This is a genomic window from Janthinobacterium sp. SUN176 (genome assembly GCF_030587335.1).
GTDB lineage: Bacteria > Pseudomonadota > Gammaproteobacteria > Burkholderiales > Burkholderiaceae_D > Janthinobacterium > Janthinobacterium kumbetense.
The window spans coordinates 2,164,608-2,181,139 of record NZ_JAPWIA010000001.1 but is presented as its reverse complement, the minus strand read 5'-3'; the positions used below and the strand labels follow the sequence as shown (position 1 = coordinate 2,181,139).

At 63.9% G+C, this 16,532-nt stretch carries 13 protein-coding genes; 4 read left to right on the top strand and 9 right to left on the bottom strand.

Features of this window, described 5'->3' with window-relative positions; all coding sequences use genetic code 11:
* Positions 1-5 precede the first annotated feature (5 nt).
* The 8 genes from O3299_RS09875 to araD form a co-directional block, all read right to left on the bottom strand.
* Positions 6-914, bottom strand: a complete 909-nt coding sequence (locus tag O3299_RS09875; RefSeq protein WP_305062200.1) for an SMP-30/gluconolactonase/LRE family protein — start codon at positions 912-914, stop codon at positions 6-8.
* Positions 907-1,803, bottom strand: coding sequence for an aldose 1-epimerase (locus O3299_RS09870; protein ID WP_305062199.1), 897 nt, complete (start codon positions 1,801-1,803; stop codon positions 907-909). Before O3299_RS09870 ends, O3299_RS09875 begins: the two co-directional genes overlap by 8 nt.
* A gap of 2 nt (positions 1,804-1,805) precedes the next feature.
* Positions 1,806-2,636 (bottom strand): carbohydrate ABC transporter permease, encoded by an 831-nt coding sequence (locus tag O3299_RS09865; protein ID WP_305062198.1) that lies wholly within the window; start codon positions 2,634-2,636, stop codon positions 1,806-1,808.
* Positions 2,633-3,547, bottom strand: a complete 915-nt coding sequence (locus tag O3299_RS09860) for a carbohydrate ABC transporter permease (RefSeq protein ID WP_289910511.1) — start codon at positions 3,545-3,547, stop codon at positions 2,633-2,635. Before O3299_RS09860 ends, O3299_RS09865 begins: the two co-directional genes overlap by 4 nt.
* 76 nt (positions 3,548-3,623) lie before the next feature.
* Entirely contained in the window at positions 3,624-4,886 is a 1,263-nt protein-coding gene (locus O3299_RS09855; protein WP_289910510.1) for an ABC transporter substrate-binding protein, read from the bottom strand.
* 48 nt (positions 4,887-4,934) lie between these two features.
* Positions 4,935-6,038, bottom strand: coding sequence for an ABC transporter ATP-binding protein (locus O3299_RS09850; protein ID WP_099388104.1), 1,104 nt, complete (start codon positions 6,036-6,038; stop codon positions 4,935-4,937).
* A gap of 75 nt (positions 6,039-6,113) precedes the next feature.
* The gene (locus O3299_RS09845; protein WP_305052375.1) at positions 6,114-6,926 is read right to left on the bottom strand and encodes an HpcH/HpaI aldolase/citrate lyase family protein; all 813 of its coding nucleotides are present in this window, start codon (positions 6,924-6,926) and stop codon (positions 6,114-6,116) included.
* Between the two features lie 37 nt (positions 6,927-6,963).
* On the bottom strand, positions 6,964-8,631 hold the full coding sequence (gene araD / locus O3299_RS09840) for an L-arabinonate dehydratase (RefSeq protein WP_369811582.1): 1,668 nt from the start codon (positions 8,629-8,631) through the stop codon (positions 6,964-6,966).
* Positions 8,632-9,061: 430 nt separating this feature from the next.
* On the opposite strand from araD, the gene O3299_RS09835 reads away from it, so the two are divergent.
* From O3299_RS09835 to O3299_RS09820, 4 genes are all read left to right on the top strand, one after another.
* Positions 9,062-10,096: a LacI family DNA-binding transcriptional regulator gene (locus tag O3299_RS09835; RefSeq protein WP_099667492.1), complete on the top strand. Its 1,035-nt coding sequence runs from the start codon at positions 9,062-9,064 to the stop codon at positions 10,094-10,096.
* A 280-nt stretch (positions 10,097-10,376) separates the two neighbouring features.
* A complete protein-coding gene (metE, locus tag O3299_RS09830; protein WP_305062197.1) occupies positions 10,377-12,662 on the top strand; it encodes a 5-methyltetrahydropteroyltriglutamate--homocysteine S-methyltransferase in 2,286 nt (761 codons plus the stop codon).
* A gap of 233 nt (positions 12,663-12,895) precedes the next feature.
* Positions 12,896-13,390 (top strand): hypothetical protein, encoded by a 495-nt coding sequence (locus O3299_RS09825; RefSeq protein ID WP_305062196.1) that lies wholly within the window; start codon positions 12,896-12,898, stop codon positions 13,388-13,390.
* Between the two features lie 243 nt (positions 13,391-13,633).
* Positions 13,634-15,223, top strand: coding sequence for an aspartate:alanine exchanger family transporter (locus tag O3299_RS09820; RefSeq protein WP_099667495.1), 1,590 nt, complete (start codon positions 13,634-13,636; stop codon positions 15,221-15,223).
* Positions 15,224-15,235: 12 nt separating this feature from the next.
* Here O3299_RS09820 and O3299_RS09815 read toward each other — a convergent pair whose 3' ends face one another.
* Positions 15,236-16,444, bottom strand: coding sequence for an MFS transporter (locus O3299_RS09815; protein WP_305062195.1), 1,209 nt, complete (start codon positions 16,442-16,444; stop codon positions 15,236-15,238).
* Between the last annotated feature and the right edge of the window lie 88 nt (positions 16,445-16,532).

Genomic DNA, 16,532 nt, shown 5'->3' with positions numbered 1-16,532 from the left:
GGGTATCAATCCCGGTACAGGGGTTCGGGGCGGCCGGCCACGTCCAGGCGCACGGCAAAGAGGCCGCCGGCCTGCGGCTGGCGCGCCAGTTCGTCGTCGCTGGCGCCTTCGCGCGCGCTGGTGATGTACAGGGTGCGCAGGTCGGCGCCGCCAAAGGCGATCATGGTGGGGCGCGTGACGGGCACGCGCACGATGCCGATGATCTCTCCCTGCGGCGAAAAGCGCAGCACCCGGCCGCCTTCGTATTGCGCGCTCCAGTAGCAGCCTTCCGCATCGAGCGCCGCGCCATCGGGGCGGCCGCCGTACACGGCGTCCTCTCCCTTGGCGGGCAGGCGGGCAAACACCGTGCGTTGGCCCGCCTGGCCGCTGGCCGCGTCAAAGGCGAAACGGTAGATCACGTGGTTCGGCGTGTCGGACTGGAACAGGGATTGGCCATCCTCTGCAAAGGCGAGGCCGTTGCTGACTTTCACGCCAAGATCCTGTTGCGGCCCCCAGCCTAGGCGCGTGGCGCCCCGTTCCAGGCAAAACATGGCAGCCAGTTCCGCCGTGCGCGGCTCGTACATGGCGCCGGCCCAGAAGCGCCCGGCGCTGTCGCAGCGGCCATCGTTGAAACGCATGTCGCGGCTGTCGTAGGGCGCATCGGCCAGCTTGTCGAGCAAGCCTTCCTGCGGATAGAAGCGGTAGAAACCGTCGCGCAGGGCGGCCACCAGGCCGCCATTTTCAGCCAGGGCGATGCAGCCCGGCTCGCACGGCACCCACCAGACCCGGTCGAGGCCAGTGGCCGGATCATAGCGGTGCAGGCGGCGCCCGGCGATGTCGATCCAGTACAAACACTGTTCGGCTACGCTCCACAGCGGGCATTCGCCCAGCTGGGCGCGCGCGTCGAGGGCCAGTTCGGCTTGCCATTCACGCATGGGCCTCCTCCGCATTTTCCTGCATGGCCAGTCGCATGGCGATGTGCAGGGTCTCGCCGGGCGCCAGCAGGCGCATGCCCGTGTCGTGTGCGCCGCGCGCGGCCAGCGCAAAGGCATTGTTGGCATGCGTGACGGGTTCGATGGCGATGAAGCTGCGCTCGTCGTTGGGTGCGAAGCACACGAGGTGGCGGCAATTCTCGCTGGCCGACAGCTGCACGCTGTAGTCGCCGTAATCGAGGCTGGCGCGGCCCGTCCAGCCGCTGTAGCAATGGTCGCTGTGCCAGCCGGCCACGGGCTGCGGCGTGGCGAATGGCGATGCCTGCGCCACGGGCGCCAGGCCGGCCGGCAGGTGGTCATCGCCCATGCTCCACACGCCATCCCATTGCGCCTGCAGGCGCAGGCCGGGCGCCAGCGGAAAATAGGGGTGAAAACCCAGGCCGGCGGGCATGGCGCGCGTGTCGTCGTTGCGCACGGATAAGGTCAGGCGCAGGCCGGCGGCGTCGAGCAGCACGGTTTGCCGCGCTTCGCAGGCGAACGGCCAGTCGGCGTCGCCGCCGTGCACCAGCAGCAGTTCGGCGCTGTCGGCGGCACGCGAGGCCACGTGCCAGGCGCGCTGCCAGCCAAAGCCGTGGATGCTGTGCGGCTCGGGCGGGAAGTTGGCGCGCAGCGCATGCGCCTGTTCCTGCGCCTGCAGCACGGCGTTGCCGATGCGGTTCGAATACGGCACCAAAGGGTAGCAAGCCATCTGCCGCACGTCGGCAGCGGCCGGCGCGGCGCGCAGGATGTCGCGCCCGCGCCAGCGGAAAGCCGCCAGCGCGCCACCCGTGGCCGGGTGGACGTCGGCGCGGCAGTCGCCGTGCGCCAGGGTGAAGGGAGACTGGTGGTCCATTTTCAGCCCTTCAAGCCGCCCGAGGTCAGGCCGCTGACGACCTTTTCCTGGAAAATCACGATCAGCACGACGATGGGGACGATGGCCACCACCAGCGCCGCCGAGATGATCGGCCACGGGAAGGCGAATTCGCCCTGGTACAGCTGGATGCCGACGGGCAGGGTGCGGTAAGCCACGGCCGAATTCATCGACAGCGCCAGCAGGAACTCGTCCCAGGAATTCACAAACGCGAGGATGGCGGCCGTCGCCACGCCCGGCGCGGCCAGCGGCAGCACGATGCGCCACAGGGCGCTCAACCGGGTGCAGCCGTCGAGCATGGCCGCGTTTTCGATGTCGCGCGGGATATCCTGGAAAAAGCTCACCATCATCAGGGTGCAGATGGGCAGGTTCAGCACCGTGTACGGCAGCACCAGCGCCCAGTAGGAGTTCAGCAAGCCCAGGCTGCGCATGATTTCGAACAGCGGCACCATCAGGGTCACCAGCGGGAACATCGACACGCCGATGATGGCCGTCAGGATCAGGCCGCGGAAGCGCAGGCGCAGGCGGGCAATCGCATACGCGGCCAGCGCGCTGATAAACAGGCTGAGCAGGGTCGACAGGCTGGCCACGATCAGGCTGTTGGTCAGGAACGTCAGCAGCGGCTGGTCCTGGAAGGCGGAGATGAAATTGCCGATGGTCGGTTCGTGCGGCCAGTAGGTGATCGGCTTTTGCGTCAGTTCGCTCTCGGTCTTGAGCGAGGTAAACAGGATCCACAGGGCGGGGAAGACGCCGTTGAGGATGACGATCGCGGCGGCGAACCAGCGCAGGCGCTTCGATGAAAACAGGCCGCTCATTCTTTGTCTCCTCTTACATATTTCAGATACACAAACGTGGTGGCCATCGACAGCAGGAACATGAATACCGCCAGGGTCGAGCCGTAGCCCACGTCGAGGTAATCGACGGTATTGGACTGGATGTACATGGCCAGGGTCTTGGTTTCGTCGCCAGGGCCGGGCATGTTGTACGGAATATCGAAGGACTGGATGGCCGTCAGGGTGCGGAAGATCAGCGCCACCAGCATCGATGGCACCAGCAGCGGCAGGGTCACTTCCGTGAATTGCTTCCACTTGCTGGCGCCATCCACTTCGGCCGCCTCATACAGCGAGGCGGGGATGGTTTGCAGGCCGGCGAGCAAAATGAGGGCCATGAACGACGAGGTTTTCCAGATGGTCGTGATGCAGATGGCGGCCATGGTCAGCGCGGGCGAATTGAACCAGATTTGCGGCTCCCAGCCCAGGCCGGGGATCAAGAGGTCGATGCGGCGGATGATGTCGTTCACCAGGCCGTATTCGCTGTGGAAGAACCAGGCGAAGATCAGGCCGACGAAGGCCAGCGGCAGTGCCCACGGCAGCAGCAGCGCCAGGCGCACGGGCCAGCGGTACTTGAACGGCATGTTGGCCAGCATGGCCAGGCCCAGGCCCGCCACCAGCGCGCCCGGTACGGTGACGACGGTGATGATGACGGTGTTTTTCAGCGATTTCCAGAACAGCGCATCTTCCAGCGCCATCTTGTAGTTGTCCAGGCCCACGAAACTGGGCAGGCTGCCGCCGGACAGGCGGATGTCGAAAAAGCTGTTATAGATCAATTTGCTGACCGGGTAGGCCACGATCAGCAGTAAAAAGAGAATCGCCGGCGTCAGCAGGACCCAGGCCAGCGTTGTTTCGCTGGGGTCCGTGATGCGGCTTTTCAGGGTGCGTTGCCTCATGATTTCCTCGTCTGTTGCGGTGTGCGTATGCGTGTGCCGCCCGCGCCGCCGTCGTGGCGGCACGGGCGTGATCCCCTTAGCGCAGGATGCGCTTGACGCGGTTTTCGATCTCGCCCACGGCCGCCGCCGGCGTCTTCACGCCCGCCATCACGGCATTCGTGTTGACGCGCACGGCTTCGGACACTTCGCTGTAGCGCGGCGTGACGGGGCGCGAGCGGGCGCTTTGCACCACCGGCAGGGCATCGGCGAACCAGCCATTGGCGGCCAGCACTTCCTTGTCCTGGTAGACGGATGGGTAGACGGGCAGGTTGGACGCCTTGAGGGCCAGCTGCTTCGACACTTCCGGGCTCGACAGCCAGCGCACCAGCTTGGCGGACGCCTCCTTGTTCTTCGAGAACGAGGACACGGCCCATTGCCAGCCGCCGATGCACGAGGCAGGTTTGCCGCCCGCCATGGCCGGCAGGCTGACGACGCCGACTTTATCTTTCACGCTGCTGTCGGCGCCATCCTGGAAGTGGTTCCAGGCATAGCCCCAGTTGACGGCGAACAAGACATTGCCTGCCTGGAACTCCTTGCGCGTATCGTCGGTGGCCACTTCGGCGATGTTCTTTTTCGCCACGCCCTGGTCGACGAGCTTGCGCCACATGGCCAGGCCCGCTTCCGCCTTGGGCTTGTCCAGGGTCAGCTTGCCGTTTGTGACCAGTTCGCCGCCCTGGCTCCAGTACGGCAGCAAAAAGGTGCAGACGGCGCCTTCGATGGCCTTGCCCTGGAAGCTGATGCCTTGCAATTCCGGATTCTTTTCGCCGGCCTGGATGGTGCGCGCCACGGTGGCCAGCTCATCCCAGGTTTTCGGCGCCGCCAGCTTGTACTTGGCCAGCAAGTCCTTGCGGTAATAGAGGAACATGGCGTCGGCAAAGGCGGGCAGGGCCACGACCTTGTTGTCGACCATATTCGCTTGCTTGTAGGCGGGCAGGTACTGGCCCATGATCTTGTCGCGGTCGGCGCCCAGGTATTTGTCCAGGCTTTCGATCCAGCCGGCCGACGCGTACTGGGCCGGGCGGATGATATCGATCAGGAACACGTCCAGGGTGGTGTCGCCGGCCGACAGCACCGTGTTCAGGTATTTCTGCTGCAATTCGGACGTGGCGCCGCCCGTTTCCAGGTCGATCTTGACGCCGGGATTGGCGGCCATGAATTTGGCGAACAGTTCGCGCATGACTTCGGGGCGCTCCTGGCCGCCGACGAACACCTTGACCGTTTGCGCGTGGGCGCTGGTGGCCAAGCCGGTGGCAAGGACGAAAGTGGCGCCGAGCGCCAGGACGAGGGATTTGATACGCATGATGTTGTCTCCTGTTTTTTTGGAATGGGTATGCCGGTCGTTCGCGGCTTATCGGGAGGGCAGTACCGCGCCCCCTTGCGGATCGAACAGATGGAATTTTTCCATGTCCAGCTGTACCGTCACTTGCTGTCCCGGCGCCAGGGCGAAGGTGGGCGGCAGGCGCGCCGTCAATTCGCCCCCTTCGCACTGGAAGATGACCAGGGTTTCCGCGCCCAGCGGTTCGACCACCACCACTGTCGCGGCCAGGGCGGCGCTGGCGGGACTGGCCGCTTCCAGCGTGATGTCTTCCGGGCGGATGCCGAATTCCACCGCGCGGCCGTCGAGCTTGCCGCATGCGGCCTGGCGCTCCGGCGGCAGGGCCAGGCGCGCCGCGCCCAGCACGATCTCGGCCTGGCCGGCGCCGTTGCGCGCCACCTTGGCGCCGAGGAAGTTCATCGGCGGCGAGCCCGTGAAACCGGCGACGAATTTCGACACGGGTTCGTTGTAGATCTGGTCCGGCGTACCGACCTGCATGATGTTGCCGCCTGACAGCACGACGATGCGCTCGGCCAGGGTCATCGCCTCGACCTGGTCATGCGTGACGTAAATGGTGGTGGCGCCTATGCGCTGGTGCAATTTCTTGATTTCCGTGCGCATTTCCGAGCGCAGCAGGGCGTCCAAGTTCGACAGCGGTTCATCGAACAGGAACAGCTTGGCCTGGCGCACGATGGCGCGGCCCATGGCCACGCGCTGGCGCTGGCCGCCGGACAGGGCGCGCGGCTTGCGGTCGAGCAAGTGGTCGATTTTCAGGATGGTGGCGGCAGCGCGCACGCGCTGTTCGATTTCCGCCTTCGGGAACTTGCGCAGTTTCAAACCAAAGCCCAGGTTGTCGAACACGGACTTGTGCGGGTACAGCGCATAGTCCTGGAACACCATGGCGATGTCGCGCTCGCGCGGCGGCAAGTCGTTGACGACCTGTCCCTCGATGGAGATGGTGCCGCCCGTGATCGATTCCAGGCCCGCGACCATGCGCATCAGTGTTGATTTTCCGCAACCCGAAGGGCCCACGAAGACGACGAATTCGCCTTGCTTGATTTCCAGGTCGATGCCATGAATGACTTCGACGCCGTTGTCGTACTTCTTGACAACCTTTTCCAGTTTTACACCTGACATGCTTGTCTCCAAAAGATGCGAATGACGCGTCTGAGCGCGTTACGTGCGTTGCAACAATGTGTTGCAACAGAACAATTAGTAGGCGCCCGTGTCGAGGGCTTTCGCCAGCGACGGTTTCAGGGCCGTGATAAAGGCGTTGGCCTGGCGCATCATCATGCCCATGTCCGAAGCGATGGCCACGTAGTCATAGCCGTAATGGATGAAAGTGTGCACCATTTCCGGCGATGGGCCGACAATGCCGATGGGTTTGCCGATGGCGCGGGCGCGGCGGGCCGCGTCGGCAATGGCCGCCTGCACGTCCGGGTGGCCGATATTGCCGATATGGCCCATGGCGGCCGACAGGTCGCCAGGTCCCACGAACAGGGCGTCGACGCCATCGACGGCGGCGATCTCTTCCAGCTGCGCCAGGGCGGCCGGGGTTTCCAGCTGGATAATCGAGAAGACGGCGCCGTTGGCGCGCGTCGCGTAGTCGGGCACGGTGCCATAGCGGCTGGCGCGGTGCATGGCGGCAAAACCGCGCGTGCCGGGAATGGCCTGGCCCGGTTGTGGATAGCGGGTGGCGGCCACGGCGCTGCGCGCTTCGGCGGCGTTTTCCACGAACGGGAACATCAGGGTTTGCGCGCCGATGTCGAGCGCGCGCTTGATCTGCACCAGGTCGTTCCAGGCCAGGCGCACGACGGGGCAGGCCGGCGTGCCGCCGACTGCCTGCAGGATCTGGTAGGCGTCCTGATAGTCGATGGGCACGTGTTCCATGTCCAGCACCAGCCAGTCGAAGCCGGCGCAGCCCATGGCTTCGGCCGTGACGGGCGTGCCGGCCATCAGCCAGCTGCCCAGCGGTACTGCGTTGTCCGCCAGCAAGGCGCGGAAAGGGTTGTCCAGGATATCCATAGTTGTGCTCTCTATATAGGTAGGGAAGGCGGCGGCGTCAGAAAATCGGCGGTTCCGGCGTGGCGGCGTTGCCCAGCAAGAAGTCCAGGTCGCAGCCCTGGTCCGCCTGCGTCACGTGCTCCATGTACAGTTTGGTGTAGCCGCGCGCATATTTTTGCGCCGGCGCCTGCCACTCGGCGCGGCGGCGCGCCAGTTCCTCGTCCGTCACATCCATGTTCAGGCTGCGCGCGGCGATGTCCAGTTCGATCATGTCGCCGTTGCGCACGAGGGCCAGCGGGCCGCCGACGGCCGCTTCCGGCGTGACGTGCAGTACGCAAGTGCCGTAATGGGTGCCGCTCATGCGCGCGTCGGAGATGCGTACCATGTCGCGTATGCCTTGCTGCAGCAGCTTTTTCGGCACGGGCAGATTGCCCCATTCCGGCATGCCGGGCGCGCCGATGGGGCCGCCATTGCGCAGGATCAAGACCGTGTTTTCATCGATATCCAGGTCGGGCGCGTGGATCTGCGCCAGCATTTCCGCGTTCGAGTCGAACACGAGAGCGCGTCCCCGGTGTTTGGCGAACTTCGGATTGGCGGCCGACGGCTTGATGACGGCGCCGCCGGGACACAGGTTGCCGCGCAGCACGGCCAGCGCCGCGCCGTCGGCCACCGGCTGCGACACCTTGCGGATGACGCTGTCGTCCAGGCAGACGGCGTCGGCGATGTTCTCGCCCAAGGTACGGCCCGTCACCGTCAGCGCCGTCAAGTCCAGCTGCGGCATGATTTCCTTGAGCAGGGCCGGCATGCCGCCCGCATAGAAGAAATCTTCCATCAGCTTGTCGCCGGATGGGAAGAGGTTGGCGATGACGGGCACTTTTTGCGCCATCGCATCCATTTCATCGAGCGACAGGGCCAGGCCGGCGCGCCCGGCAATGGCGACCAGGTGGATGGCCGCGTTGGTCGAGCCGCCGAGCGCCATGTAGGCCGCCACGCCATTCGACAGCGCGGCGCGGGTGAAGAAGCGCGACGGCTTCAAGTCTTCCCACACCATGCCGACGATGCGCTCGCCGCATTGCGAAGCCATGCGCACGTGGTTGGCGTCCATGGCGGGAATGCTGGTGGCGCCCGGCAAGGTAAAGCCCATCGCTTCGACGATGGACGTCATGGTGGACGCCGTGCCCATGGTGTTGCAGGTGCCGGGCGAGCGCGTCATCTTCGCTTCCAGCTTGATCCACTCGGGCTTGGCGATGTCGCCGGCCACGTAGTCGTCCCAGAATTTCTTGGTATGCGTGCCCGCGCCCACGCTCTGGCCACGGTAGCGGTCGTTGAGCATGGGGCCGGCAGGACAGAAGATGGCGGGGATGTCCATGCTGATGGCGCCCATCAGCATGCCGGGCGTCGTCTTGTCACAGCCGCCGAGCAGCACGGCGCCATCGATGGGCAGCGAGCGCAGCAGTTCTTCCGTTTCCATGGCGAGGAAGTTGCGGTAGATCATGGTGGTGGGCTTGACCATCACTTCGCCCAGCGACAGGGCCGGCAGTTCGACGGGGAAGCCGCCGGCCAGCAGGATGCCCCGTTTGACGGCTTCGGCCCGTTCGCGCAGGTGCGAGTGGCACGGCGACAGGTCGCTCCAGGTATTGATGATGGCGATGACAGGGCGGTCGAGGAATTCCTCGCGGCGCAGGCCCATCTGCTGCAGGCGCTGGCGGTGGGCGAACGAGCGCATGTCGTCTGGGGCCAGCCAGCGCTGGCTGCGCAGGGATTCCAGCGTGCGGCGGGAGGTAGCGGAGCTCAATGTATGTCCTTTTTGGTTGCCTGGCGCGCTGCGTATGGCGTTCCAGTGCTGCTGTCTCGGGTCTTGCCTGTCGCCTTTGTTAGCGCTAACATTGCAAGTACAGCGAAATATAATTTGAATCGCAGGGGACTGTCAACAGATTTAATGCAGGGAGAATGCGCGCCGGCTGGCATCTTGTCGCGCGCAGCCATTACACTATCGGCATGATTTCAATGGCACCAATTTCCAGGGTGGAACTTCTGCGGCCCGGCCGGCATGCATCGCGGTGCGCCGCGGCGCAGCGGCGCCACGCTGGCATCCCCTGTGCCGCCGGCCATGGCATGATGCATGGTGATCACCGATTTTTGAGAAGGCAGTACCCATGAACGACCCAGTACGCAAGCGGCGTGGCCTCGGCCGCAGCACCGTATTCGATGTGGCCAAATTGGCACAGACCTCGGCCATTTCCGTGTCGCGCTATTTCAAGGAGCCGGACCGCGTGTCGCAGGAAACGCGCGAGCGCATCAAGAGCGCCATCGACCAGCTCGGCTATATCCGCAACGAGGCGGCCGGCGGCCTGGCGTCGACCCAGGGCCGCATCGTGGGCGCCATCGTGCCCAGCGTGTCGAACTCCATCTTTGCGGAAACCATCCAGGGCTTGTCGACCACCTTGTCGCAGCACAATTACCAGTTGCTGCTGGCCACCCACGATTACTCGATCGAGACGGAAGAGAAGGTGGTGCGCGCCTTTCTCGGTTGGTCGCCGCGCGCGCTGGTGCTGACGGGCGCCGACCACAGCGCCGCCACGGAAACCTTGCTGGCCGGCTTGCAGATCCCCGTCATCGAAACGTGGGATATCCGTCCCGAGCGGCCGTATCCGCAAATCGGTTTTTCGCACATCGCCACGGGGCGCGACATGACCTTGTATTTGCACGCGCAAGGCTACCGGCGCATCGTCTACGTCGACAGCGGCATCGGCAGCGATTTCCGCGCGCGCAAGCGGGCCCAGGGCTATGAGGAAACCATGCAGCAGCTGGGTTTGCGCCCGGAAATCGTGCAAGCGTCGGTGACGGCGCCGCTCGACGCGGGCGGGCAGGTATTCAGCGAGCAAATGGCGCGCGCCGAGCGTCCCGACGCCCTGTTTTTTGCCAACGACAACATGGCTGCCGGCGCCATCTATGAAGCGGCGCGCCTGGGCATCCGCATTCCCGAGCAATGCGCGGTGGCGGGCTTTGGCGACTTCCCGTTCTCGGAAAAACTCATGCCGGCGCTGACGACGATCCGCGTGCCCCGCTATGACATCGGCCGGCTGGCCGCGCAAGCCATCCTGCAGCGCCTGGGGGAAGTGGACGAGGGCGCCGCGCCGCCGGCCCTGGCGCCGCTGGCCTACCAGCTGATCGCGCGGGCCAGCGCCTGAGATGCCCTGGCTGCGACAGATATTGATGAATCATATTTCCATCATCACAACATGCAATTGGCTTGATATGCTGCGATGCGGCATCATTCATCTGTCTCCTCTACTTCCTCACAGGAATTAGATTCAGCCCGCTCCTGCAGCGGGCTTTTTTTTTGCCCCGCCTGTATTCGAGCAGGTGTTCACATGAGTAGTAGTAATGGATGTATGAAGTTTTACCATTATTTTTCATGGATGAAAGCCTCTATGATGCATTCATACTTCACTAGGAGGCACTACCGCCATGACCGTCACGACACACAATCTGGGCTACCCGCGCATCGGCGCCAAACGCGAATTGAAATTCGCCCTGGAAGATTACTGGAAGGGCGGCAGCACCTTGGCCGCGCTGGAAGGACAGGGCGCCGAATTGCGCCAGCGCCACTGGCAAGACCAGGACGCGCTGGACCTGGCGCCCGTCGGCGACTTTTCCTTCTACGACCAGGTGCTGGATCTGAGCTTTACCGTCGGCAACCTGCCGCAGCGCGTGCGCGGCCTGACTGGCGCGGCGCTCGATAACTATTTCCGCGTGGCCCGTGGCCGCTCGGCCAGCGACAGCGATTGCAGCTGCGTCCACGCCGGCGAAATGACGAAATGGTTCGACACCAATTATCACTATATCGTGCCGGAATTTTCGGCCGGCACGCAATTCAAGCTCGACAGCAGCCGCCTGCTGCAGCAACTGGCGCAGGCGCGCCAGCTGAATGTAAAGGCCAAGCCCGTGCTGATCGGGCCCGTCACCTATTTGTGGCTGGGCAAGGCCAAGGACGACTCCGACAAGCTGGCGCTGCTGGAAGGCTTGCTGCCCGTCTACGTGCAACTGCTGCAGGAACTGGCCGCGCAGGGCGTGGAGTGGGTGCAGATCGACGAGCCGATACTCGTCACGGAACTGGGCGGCGCCTGGCAGCAGGCGCTCGTCACGGCCTACGCTGCCTTGAGCAAGGTCAACAGCGTCAAACTGCTGCTGGCCACATATTTCGGCAAGCTGCAAGACAACCTGGAACTGGCGTGCACGCTGCCCGTGCAGGGCTTGCACCTGGACGCCGTCAATGCCCGCGAGGAAGTCGAGCAAGTGATCGCCCAATTGCCAAGTTCCAGCGTCCTGTCGCTGGGCGTGGTGAATGGCCGCAATATCTGGAAGACGGATTTGAACGAGGTGCTGGCGTGGCTGGAACCCGTGTACGCCAGGCTGCAAGACCGCCTGTGGATCGCGCCGTCGTGTTCCCTGCTGCACGTGCCCGTCGACCTGGACAGCGAACAAAAGCTCGACACCGATATCCAATCCTGGCTGGCCTTTGCCCGTCAAAAGCTCGATGAAGTGCACACCATCGCCAGCGCTCTGAACCAGGGCCGCGCCTGCGTGCAAGCGGCGCTGGATGCTAATCATGCGGCCGTGCAAGCGCGCCGCCAGTCGCCGCGCGTGCATAATCCTCAAGTCAAGGCGGCCGTGGCCCGCATCGACGCCAGCCTGGGCCAGCGCGCCAGCGGCTATGCCGCGCGCGCTGCCAAGCAAGCCGCGCTGCTGCAACTGCCGCTGTACCCGACGACGACCATCGGCTCGTTTCCGCAGACGGCGCCAATCCGCCAGGCCCGCAGCCAGTTCCGCAGCGGGCAGCTGGATGAAGCCGGCTATAAAAAGCTGATGCAGGCGGAAATCGCCCATTGCGTGCAGGAACAGGAAAGCCTGGGCCTGGACGTCTTCGTGCATGGTGAAGCGGAACGCAACGACATGGTGGAATACTTCGGCGAACAGCTTGACGGCTACACCTTCAGCCAGTTCGGCTGGGTGCAATCCTACGGTTCGCGCTGCGTGAAACCGCCCATTTTGTTTGGCGACATCAGCCGCCCGCGCGCCATGACGGTGGAGTGGAGCACCTATGCCCAGTCGCTGACGGACAAGCCGATGAAAGGCATGCTGACGGGCCCCGTCACCATCCTGAACTGGTCCTTCGTGCGCGACGACCAGCCCCGTTCCGTGTCGTGCCACCAGTTGGCGCTGGCCATGCGCGCCGAAGTGCAGGACCTGGAACAGGCCGGCATCCGCGTGATACAGATCGACGAAGCGGCGCTGCGCGAAGGCTTGCCGCTGCGCAAATCGCAATGGGCCGAGTACCTGCGCTGGGCCGTCGAATCGTTCCGCATCACGGCCAATGGCGTGGCCGATGAAACGCAGATCCACACGCACATGTGCTATTCGGAATTCAACGACATCATCGCGCAGATCGCCGACATGGATGCGGACGTCATCACGATCGAAACGTCGCGTTCCGACATGGAATTGCTGGACGCCTTCGATGATTTTAATTACCCGAACGAAATCGGCCCCGGCGTCTACGATATCCACTCGCCCAATATTCCGAGCCAGGAACAGATGGTCAAGCTGATGCGCAAGGCGGCCGAACGCATCCCCGCGCACCGCCTGTGGGTCAACCCCGATTGCGGCCTCAAGACGCGCGGCTGGAAAGAAGTCATTCCCGCGCTGGCCAATATGGTGGCGGCGGCGAAAACCTTGCGCGGCGACAAGGTCTGAGGATGGCGGGGCAGGGGAGGCCTGTAGAGATATAGCGGGATCGTATTTCTATCATCACAACATGCAATTGGATAATGATGCTGCGATGCGGCATCATTCACCTGTCTCCTCTATCTCCTCCAAGGAAATAGATTCAGCCCGCTTCCGTAGCGGGCTTTTTTTTTGCCCGTTTCCATCGGCTGATCGCTTACCATACCTTCACGTAATCCTACCCTCAAGAAGGAAACCGCCCGATGATTTCTCCGTTACGCGCCGCCGGCATGCTCGCGCTGATGGCGCTCGGCGCCGGTTCGGCGGAAAAGCACCCGTTCGACCGCCATCTGGCCCAGTTGCGCCCGGTCACGGTCGCAGCGTTGCCCGACATGGGATGGCCGGCCGGCACGGCGCTGTGCCCGCTGGGTATTTATCAGAGCGAGCTGAGCGAATCGGCGCCCCATGCAGACCGCGTCAACGCGTTCCTGAAGCAAAAGCAATTTCTCGGGGATGAAAGCCATTGGTCGCTCATCGTCGTCAAGCCGTTGCCGGCGAGGGGTGCTGGTATCGAGCAACTGTTTTTCAAGCGTGCAGACTATGACGTGCTCAATGATCCGCAAGTCATCGCGCGAGATGCGCAGACCGTGCCGGCAGGGTTTGCGCCGCAGACTTGCGTAAGCGTGGAGCAAGCCCGCGTGCTGGTGACGCGCGAACAACGATCGCAGCGAAAACTCCTCATTTTTGGAACGGCTTAGGTCAGATATTGATGAAACATATTTCCATCATCACAACATGCAATTGGATTTATATGTTGCCATGCGGCATCATGCATTTGTCTCCTCTACTTCCTCACAGGAATTAGATTCAGCCCGCTCCCGCAGCGGGCTTTTTTTTGCCCGTTTTACATGCACAAAGCTGCGCACGCTTGCTTGCCATCATCGCCATCGTGTTGCTTTTGTGCATGCTAAACTGGGCCTTCCCCAGACCAAGGTTGCCTGATGCTTCAATTATTTCGCCACACGCTGGAGTCCACGCCCATCCTCGCCCTGTTTCTCGTCATCGGCGCCGGTTATGCGCTGGGGCGCATCAGCGTGTTCGGCTTTTCGCTGGGCGTGGGCGGCGTGCTGTTCGCGGGGTTGGCGCTGGGCGCGTTTGCCCCTGGTGCCGTGCCGCCGCCAATGGTCGGCTCCATCGGCTTGCTGCTGTTTCTGTATGGCATAGGCGTGCAGTATGGCGTGCAGTTTTTCGCCGGCTTGCGCGGTGCGGGGCAGAAACATAACCTGATCGCCTTTGCCGCCGTCATGGGCGGCCTGGCCGTGTCCGTCTGGGGCGGGCAGTGGATCGATATCTCGCTGCGCATGGCCAGCGGCGTGTTTGCCGGCGCCATGACCAGCACGGCCGCCCTGCAGGCGGCGCTGGAAGCGTCGCACGGCAATGGCGACGCGGCCGTCGGCTATGCCGTCGCGTATCCGTTCGGCGTGGTCGGCCCCATGCTGGGCCTGTACCTGGCGGGACGCATATTAAAACCCGTGCTGACGCCGCCGCCGGCACCCATCGTCGTGTCCGAAATTACCATCGATGAAGCCAAATTGGCGGGTGCCGCCCTGTCCGAACTGGCCGATGGCCCCCTGGCGGGCGTGCAGGTGATCGGCGTGCGCCAGGGCCACCAGAACCGCTTGCCCGATCCGGGCCTCGTGCTCGGCGTGGGCGATGCGCTGATGGTGTCGGGCACGGTGGCGGGCGTGGAAGCGGCGCGCACGGCGCTGGGCCACCTGGACCCGGGCCGCCTGATGAAGGACCGCAGCGCGTTCGATGGCACGGAAGTGTTCGTGTCGGATGCGGAAATCGTCGGCGTGCCCCTGGGAGAATTGAACTTGGGCAAGGATTTTCCCCTGCAGATCGCCTTCATACGCCGCGGCGATGCGATGATCCTGCCCCATCCGTTCCTGACCCTGGAATTCGGCGACAGGGTGATGGCCATTGCACCGGCGAAACATGCAGCCGACGTGCGCAAGCTGTTCGGCAATTCCATCACGGCCACGGCCGAGTTCAGCTATGTCTCGCTGGGCATGGGCATGGTGCTGGGCGTGCTGCTGGGCCTGGTGCCTATCCCCTTGCCGTGGATAGGTTCGTTCAGCCTGGGCCTAGCGGGCGGCCCGCTGGTGATGGCGCTGATCCTGGGGCGCCTGGGCAGGGTCGGCAAGATCAGCTGGCGCTTGCCGCTGTCGGCCAACCTGGTCATGCGCAACTATGGCTTGACGATTTTCCTCGCCTCCGTCGGCATGGCGTCCGGCTTGCCCTTCGTGCAGCAAGTGGGCGCCGATGGCTTGCCCATGCTGGCGCTGGGGGCCGTGACGGTGCTGGTGGTGGTGGCCCTCGTCGTGATCCTGGGCAAGATATTCCTGCGCCTGCCGTTTCCCGAGCTGCTGGGCATCGCGGCCGGCGCCACGGGCAACCCGGCCGTGCTGGTGTTCGCCAACCGCCTGGCCAAGTCGGACCGCCCGAACCTGGGCTACGCCATGATCTTCCCCAGCATGACCATCGTCAAGATCGTGGCCGTGCAAGTGCTGCTGCATCTGTACGGGTGATGGCGGCCAGCGTCAATCGCTTGCAGGGCGAAGTTGCTTGTTGGCTTCAATAAAACGGATGCCAAAAGACAACAGCAAGGCGGCCGCGGCGCATCCTGCGGCAAGCCACAGGTTGGCTGAGAGGCCCAGCCTGTCCACGGCCTGGCCACCGGTCCACGCCCCGAGCGCAATGCCGATATTGAAGACGCCCACATACAGCGCGGCGACGATCTCCACGGCCCGGGGCGCTGCCTTCAGCATCAAGGTCATCAGGCCGACCGATACGCCGCCGTAGGCCAGTCCCCAGGCCAGCAACACCATGCCGCCGCCGATGCCGGAATCGCCGATCGCCAGGAACAGCAGCGGCGTGAGCAGCAGGCCGCCCGAGATGGCGATGATGGTAGTCGCCGTGCGCCGCACGGCAACCACGCCTACCAGGAAGTTTCCAATGATGCCCGCGCAGCCATAGGCAAACAGCAGCGCGCCCAGCCATTGCGCATCAAACCCCGACACGGACAGCAGTAGCGGGCGCACGAAGGTAAAGGCCATGAAATGGCTGCTCACCAGCAACAGAGTCAGAAGCAGCCCCGCCTGCAACTGCCTGTTGCGCAGCTGTCTGCTGAATTGGCGCCAGGTCGTCGAACCGGCAGCGGGCAGTGCGGGAATGACAGCCAGATGCAGCGCCAGTACCAGGCTGCTGAACAGCGCCATGACGCCGAAGGCCCAGCGCCATCCCGCAACGTCGCCGATTTGTGCGCCTAGCGGCACGCCCAGCACGGAAGCGGCCGCCACGCCACCGAAGATGATCGACGTTGCCAGGCCGGTCGAGCGGGCAGGAACCAGGCGGGAAGCGAGGCCGCCGGCGATGGCCCAGATGCCACCCATGCAAAAACCGACGAGAACACGGGCAGCCAGCATCCACGCCATGTTTTGCGCCAGGGCCGAGGCAATGTTCGCGATCACCAACAGACTCAGCAAACCACAGAGAATTTTGCGCCGGTCCAGGTTTCCTGATGCGACCACGACCAGCGGCGCGAACAAGGCCGCCAGCAATGCTGGCAGCGAGATCATCAGGCCGGCGGTTCCCGTGGAGGTGTCCAGCGTGTCTGCAATCGGCGTCAACAGGCCGACCGGGAGCATTTCCGTCGTCACGACCGAAAAGGTGGCCATGCCGACAGCGCCGACCGCCAGCCATGGGTGGCGCACAGTGGTTTCTGTGGCAACGTGGGGAGACGTACTCATGGTTCATATCCTTCATGTGATCATGCGATATACGGCGCCCTGCTTGCAACGAAGGGGCATCAAAGTGATAATACATACAGCGCGTATG